Genomic DNA, 6,159 nt, shown 5'->3' on the forward strand with positions numbered 1-6,159 from the left:
AAGACAAGAAGGAAGACAAGAAGGAAGACAAGAAGGAAGACAAGAAGGAAGACAAGCCATGCTAGATCAATCAGTACTTGGACTCTATAGAAATGGGGTTTCTATTTCTATTATAGCATTATCACTCAATATAACAGAAAAAGAAGTGTTGGAATTAATAAAGAATAATAAAACATGATTGCACCCCGAAAAGTCCTTTGGACAAAAATATTGAGTTTCAAAACTATTGGTAATCGAATTTTACAAAGTTATAAACTTATCAAATTGATCTTTCGGCGTGGACTCAAATGTAAAGGTATGAAATTTTATTATACTTTTGCGTAAGGCGAGTAAATTATTATTTTGTTGATCCTGCTCCTAAAATTTTTTTGGCAGATTTATACTTTTGTAACTGTTTGATTACCAATAGTTTTAAAACCCATTATTTCTATAAAAGTGGTTTTTAGGAATTGTCTTACATATAAAATAAAACTATACAATGATACATAACCTTATAGAGCAGTCACTCAAGAATAAATTTTTGGTAATAATAGTAGTTTTAGCACTCTTTGCATGGGGGTTATATTCTTTAGAAAAAAATCCTATAGATGCAATACCGGATTTGAGTGAAAATCAGGTTATTATTTTTACAGAATGGGAAGGAAGGTCTCCTCAGATTATAGAAGACCAGGTAACATATCCTTTAGTAAGTAATTTACAAGGGATACCGAAAATTAAAGATATACGAGCCTCTTCTATGTTTGGAATGAGCTTTATATATGTAATATTTGAAGATGCAATAGATATTTATTGGGCAAGAACGAGGGTTTTAGAACGTCTTAATTACGCACAGCGGTTACTTCCTGATGGTGTAGTTCCTACTATTGGTCCTGATGGTACGGGTGTTGGGCATATATATTGGTATCATTTAGAAGCACCGAGTATAGAATTAGGAGAACAACGTGCTTTGCAAGATTGGTATATAAAATTAGCTCTGCAAACGGTTCCAGGTGTGGCTGAAGTGGCTTCTTTTGGTGGTTTTGAAAAACAATATCAAATTATCATTGACCCTCTTAAACTTCAATTTTATAATGTATCTCTTACAGATATTATTAATAAAGTAAAAACAAACAATAACGATGTGGGAGGAAGAAAATTTGAAATGAGTGACATAGGCTACATTATCCGGGGCTTAGGATATATAAAAAACAAAGAAGATATTGAAAATATAGCAATACAAACCTCTGATGGCATTCCTTTACGAATAAAAGATATTGGATATGTGCAGATGGGTGGTGATTTACGATTAGGTATATTTGACCAAAATGGAAAAGGAGAAGTAGTAGGTGGCATAATTGTGATGCGGTATAATGAAAATGCGGATAAAGTAATAGGAGCGGTGAAAAAAAAATTAAAAGAAATAGAAAAAGGGCTTCCAAAAGGTGTCTCTTTCAAAACTTCATACGACAGAAGCACGCTCATCCAAGATGCTATACATGTTATAAAGAATGTGTTGATAGAAGAAATTATCACCGTATCTTTCGTCGTGTTATTATTTTTATTTCATGGGAGAAGTGCCTTTATTATTATAGTACAATTGCCAATATCTGTTGGTATAAGTTTTATTCTCTTAGAAACATTTCATATTTCCTCTAACCTTATGTCCTTAACAGGAATAGCACTTGCTATAAGTGTGGTGGTAGATGATGGAATTGTGATGGTGGAAAATGCTTATAGACATATATCCGAAGAACAAAATTCTCAAGCCCATTAATTTTTTAAATCCCTTGAAACAAGATATAAGACAACTGACATTAGCGGAATTAAAAATATTTCTGCAACAAAACGGAGAAAAAGAATATAAAGCAAATCAAATAGAAGAATGGATTTGGAAAAATAATATACGCGATTTTAACTTAATGAGCAACATATCTCAAAAAGTCCGAGATCTCCTTACCAACCATTTTTCTATCCCCTTCCTGCACATTCACTCGCAACAACAAGCAATAGATGACACTATAAAATATGCTTTTATGCTACCCGATTCCAATCTCGTAGAAGGAGTTCTTATCCCCACGGAGAACAGAACTACCGCCTGCGTTTCCTCACAAGTAGGATGCTCTCTCTCTTGTAAATTCTGTGCCACAGGATATATGAAAAAAAAAAGAAACCTACACGCCTCCGAAATATACGACCAAGTGGTAATGATACAAAAACAATCTCTAGAAAAATATAATTCCCCTCTCTCTAACATAGTATATATGGGAATGGGAGAGCCGCTTCTCAATTATGCTCAAGTGATGATGAGCATAGAAAAACTCACCTCCCCAAAAACAGGACTCGGACTATCCCCGAAAAGAATTACCCTCTCCACATCAGGAATAGCAAAGATGATACAAAAATTAGCAGACGATGCCGTAAAATTTAACCTTGCCCTTTCCCTCCACGCCGCAAATGATACCAAAAGAAACTCCATTATGGCTATCAATGAATCCAATAATATCAAAACACTGATAGAAGCACTGAGATACTTTTATGTCAAAACAAAAAATAAAATAACTTTTGAATACATACTATTTGCTGATTGGAACGATTCTCTCAAAGATGCTCAAGAACTTTTTTTACTTACCAAACATTTTCCCGTAAAAATAAATATAATAGAATATAATCCCATACAAGAAGCATCTTTTCAAAAAGCAGAACCCGAAGCATTAGAAAAATTCAAAGAATATCTTCAAAAAAAAGAAGTAATTGTAAATGTCCGAAGAAGCAGAGGAAAAGATATAGCCGCTGCCTGCGGGCAATTGGCATCAAAAGAAAGCATACAATAGACCCATATACAAATAGAAGAACCCTTATAATGTAAAAAAACTATAGAAGAACAAAAGAAAACAATGCACTCTATTCTGAAAAAAATAATAAATAAACTTCACAAAATACACATACTATGAAACCATTAAAAAAACATGAAAAAAATTATGAACACGTAAAAGAATCTGCTCACTGGATTCTTTCACGAACTCATGTAAGACCTAAAATAGGAATTGTGCTGGGAACAGGATTACAAAATTTAGTAAATTGTGTGGAAATAGAAACAGAACTCCTCTATCAAGATATTCCTCATTTCTCTACTCCCACTCTGGATTTTCATAAGGGAAAACTCATCCTTGGCTCTTTTGAAAATAAACAAGTAGTCATTATGCAGGGGAGATTTCATTATTATGAAGGGTATTCATTACACGATATTACCTTTCCCATACGAGTTATGAAAGTTTTAGGAGTGGAAAAACTTTTTATATCCAATGCTTCAGGAGCATTACATCCTCCTTTTGAAAAAAGTGACTTGGTCATCATAAAAGACCATATAAGCTTTTTAGGAAAAAATCCATTGCGAGGCAAAAACATGGACGAAATGGGTGATAGATTCCCCGACATGAGCGAACCATACAATACAGAACTTATAGAAAAAGCCATTTTTTTAGGAAAAAAAGAAAACATACCTCTTAAAACAGGAACTTATATCTACGTCCCAGGTCCAAGTTTAGAAACCCCCGCAGAATATAAAATACTCGGAACTATGGCTGATATAGTAGGAATGTCTACCGTCCCTGAAGTTATTGTTGCAAAGCATTGTAATATGGATGTTTTTGGAATATCTATTGTTTCCGATATAGGATATGGTATTTTGAAAAAAGTCCTTATCCCCGAAATTATTGCATCAGTGCAAAAAGCCGAACCTCATTTTATAAAACTATTACAAGTTCTCATTCGCTCCATTCCTTCTTAATAATATTGTTATAAAAAAACTCTCTCTATGAAAAAAAAAACTTTCTCTCACAAAAGTATACCTTTCAAAGAAAAAGAAAAAAAAATTACCAAAGAAAACATCTTAAATACCGCTTCTTTTCCTTTCTCGTATAATAAAAAATGGTTTGTGTATGCAGGAATAATAGCATTAGGAGGATTTTTAATCTATTCTCCTATTTTATTTTTTGGATTTGTCGGGTTAGATGATATAGGTTTTATTGTAGATGACCAGACCTATTTCAGCAATATTGGAAATCTTTTCAAAGGATTTTATTTCTCCTATTCTTTAGATTACCATAGACCTATGCTTTTCAGCTCTTTTATCATAGATGCTCAAATAGGAAAAACAGAGCCATTTATCTACCACTTCTCTAATATCATATATCACCTTGTAGCTTGTATTTTATTGTTCCAACTCCTCTGTTTATTGAAATACGATGTCTTTCTTTCTTTCTTAACCACCCTTTTATTTACAGTCCATCCCTTATTTGTGCAAGCGGTCGCTTGGATTTTTGGCAGAAATGACACTCTCTTAGCCGTATTTATCTTAGGCAGTGTCAATTCTTTTGTTTCCTATACCTATAAAAAACATTGGAGGTTCTTCATAATGCATATACTCTGTTTATGGGCTGCTTTTTTCACGAAAGAATCCGCATTTGTTCTGCCTTTTGTCTTAGCCGCATACCTTTATTTTTTTTTCTCTCATCTACGTTTTCATCCCGAAGTTAAAAAAAATATACTGCTTCTCTGCTTCTCTTTTATCAGTGCCATTATTTGGTACTATACCCGAAAAAAGGTTTTAGAAGGAGGCGTTTTGGAGGGTACAAAAATAGAATTAGTCATCGGTTTTGATGCAATTATTCACAATCTGCCCATTTTTTTAGAAGCCCCTTCCAAATTTTTCTTCCCATTTCCACTTTCTGTTTGGGCTTATTTCTCTCCCTTTCATTCTATTTTAGGATTAGTTTTATATGTAGGCATTTTCGTTTTTTTTTTCAAAAATCTTTCCAAAAAAGAAAGAATAACCACCAAAACGATCCTCTGGTCTCTGTTTTGGTTTATAGCATTTTTATTTCCCGCAACCCTATTTATTTCCACCGATGGAAAACTCAGTGACTACCTAGAACATAGGTTTTATATCCCTTGTATGTCCTTTGTTTTTTTCCTAAATGAGTGTCTTTCTCTGCATTTTTTTCAAAAATTTCGCAACATTTTGATAAAAATGTTGATAGGAATCACCGTTCTATTTGGAGGATTAAACATCTTTCATTCTCATAACTTTAAAAATTCAGAAAGTTTTTGGATAAGTGCTGTCCAATCCGAACCTCACAGCCATCACGCTTGGAAATCTTTAGGACTTCAATACAAAGATAATGGAAATTTTGACAAGGCAATTGAAGTATGGCAGCAATCCCTTATTTTACAACCGAATCAGCCCGATATTTTAAGCGATATGGGATTTATTTTGCTCAAAAAAGAACAGTTTAAGGAGGCAAAGGTATGTTTTTTGAAAGGTATCAAAGCTAATCCCCATCAATGGCAGGCATTTTATAACCTTGCTCTTTTATATGAAAAAATTGGAAAAGACGACTCGGCAATTTGGTGTTATCAAAATGTGATAGAAAAAAATCCGCAGTCGTGGCGAGCAATGACAAATGCAGGGCTTTTATACCGAAAACAACAAAGGCACGACCTTGCCAAAAAATATTTCTTAAAAAGCGTGGAAATCAATCCCGAACAATGGGATACCTACTTTAATTTGGGCGCTACCGCAGAAAATACAGGACAATTGGATAGTGCGAAGGCGTTTTATACAAAGTCGTTTCAATTAAACCCCAAGCAACCCGAAGCCCCTTTGGGATTAGGGACTATTGCCTATTTTGAAAAGCAATATTCGGAAGCAGAATATTGGTGGCAGAAATGTATAGAGGTCAATGACAATTATACCAATGCTTATATCAATCTTGTTTTGCTCTATTTGGGGCAACAAAGAGTAGAAGAAGCACGTAAATATTCAGATATTCTGAAAACAAAAGGAGTAGATATTACCCAAAACTATCCTGTCCTTCAATAAAAATCGCTTGGGTAGTTCCAATCTAAAAAAGAAACCTACGATTTTAATCGTGGGCATATTGTTTTCTATCACTTAGAAAATTAATATATATTACAGATAATCAGTATCTTCATACAAATAAGTATCATTTTATTAAGCATTTAGCAGTTTTCTTACACTTTTTGCTTAATAAAATATCTTGCTCCTATTTTCTCTCCATCTTTGGCTATTAATTTTTTGTCAACCATCGCATAATCAGCAATTTCTCTTTTGTCTCTGCCACAATTTTCTAACCACAATCGATGAGCTTGGGATCTATG

The 6,159-nt window shown here is 33.6% G+C and carries 4 protein-coding genes; all 4 read left to right on the forward strand.

Features of this window, described 5'->3' with window-relative positions; genetic code table 11:
* The first annotated feature begins 478 nt into the window (after window positions 1–478).
* The 4 genes from QM536_09250 to QM536_09265 all read left to right on the forward strand — a co-directional run bounded on the left by QM536_09250 (window position 479) and on the right by QM536_09265 (window position 5,860).
* Window positions 479–1,753, forward strand: coding sequence for an efflux RND transporter permease subunit (locus QM536_09250; protein MDI9357194.1), 1,275 nt, complete (start codon window positions 479–481; stop codon window positions 1,751–1,753).
* 13 nt (window positions 1,754–1,766) lie between these two features.
* Window positions 1,767–2,810, forward strand: coding sequence for a 23S rRNA (adenine(2503)-C(2))-methyltransferase RlmN (gene rlmN, locus QM536_09255; protein ID MDI9357195.1), 1,044 nt, complete (start codon window positions 1,767–1,769; stop codon window positions 2,808–2,810).
* Window positions 2,811–2,926: 116 nt separating this feature from the next.
* Window positions 2,927–3,766, forward strand: a complete 840-nt coding sequence (locus QM536_09260; GenBank protein MDI9357196.1) for a purine-nucleoside phosphorylase — start codon at window positions 2,927–2,929, stop codon at window positions 3,764–3,766.
* Window positions 3,767–3,793: 27 nt separating this feature from the next.
* The gene (locus QM536_09265) at window positions 3,794–5,860 is read left to right on the forward strand and encodes a tetratricopeptide repeat protein (protein ID MDI9357197.1); all 2,067 of its coding nucleotides are present in this window, start codon (window positions 3,794–3,796) and stop codon (window positions 5,858–5,860) included.
* The last annotated feature ends 299 nt before the right edge of the window (window positions 5,861–6,159 follow it).

It is taken from the genome of Chitinophagaceae bacterium (assembly GCA_030053935.1).
Classification (GTDB): Bacteria; Bacteroidota; Bacteroidia; order Cytophagales; family JASGCU01; genus JASGCU01.

Bases quoted from the DNA above. Each gene is read 5' to 3' on its own strand.
- QM536_09250 (MDI9357194.1), top strand. From the start codon at position 479: ATGATACATAACCTTATAGAGCAGTCACTCAAGAATAAATTTTTGGTA.
- QM536_09260 (MDI9357196.1), top strand. From the start codon at position 2,927: ATGAAACCATTAAAAAAACATGAAAAAAATTATGAACACGTAAAAGAA.
- QM536_09265 (MDI9357197.1), top strand. From the start codon at position 3,794: ATGAAAAAAAAAACTTTCTCTCACAAAAGTATACCTTTCAAAGAAAAA.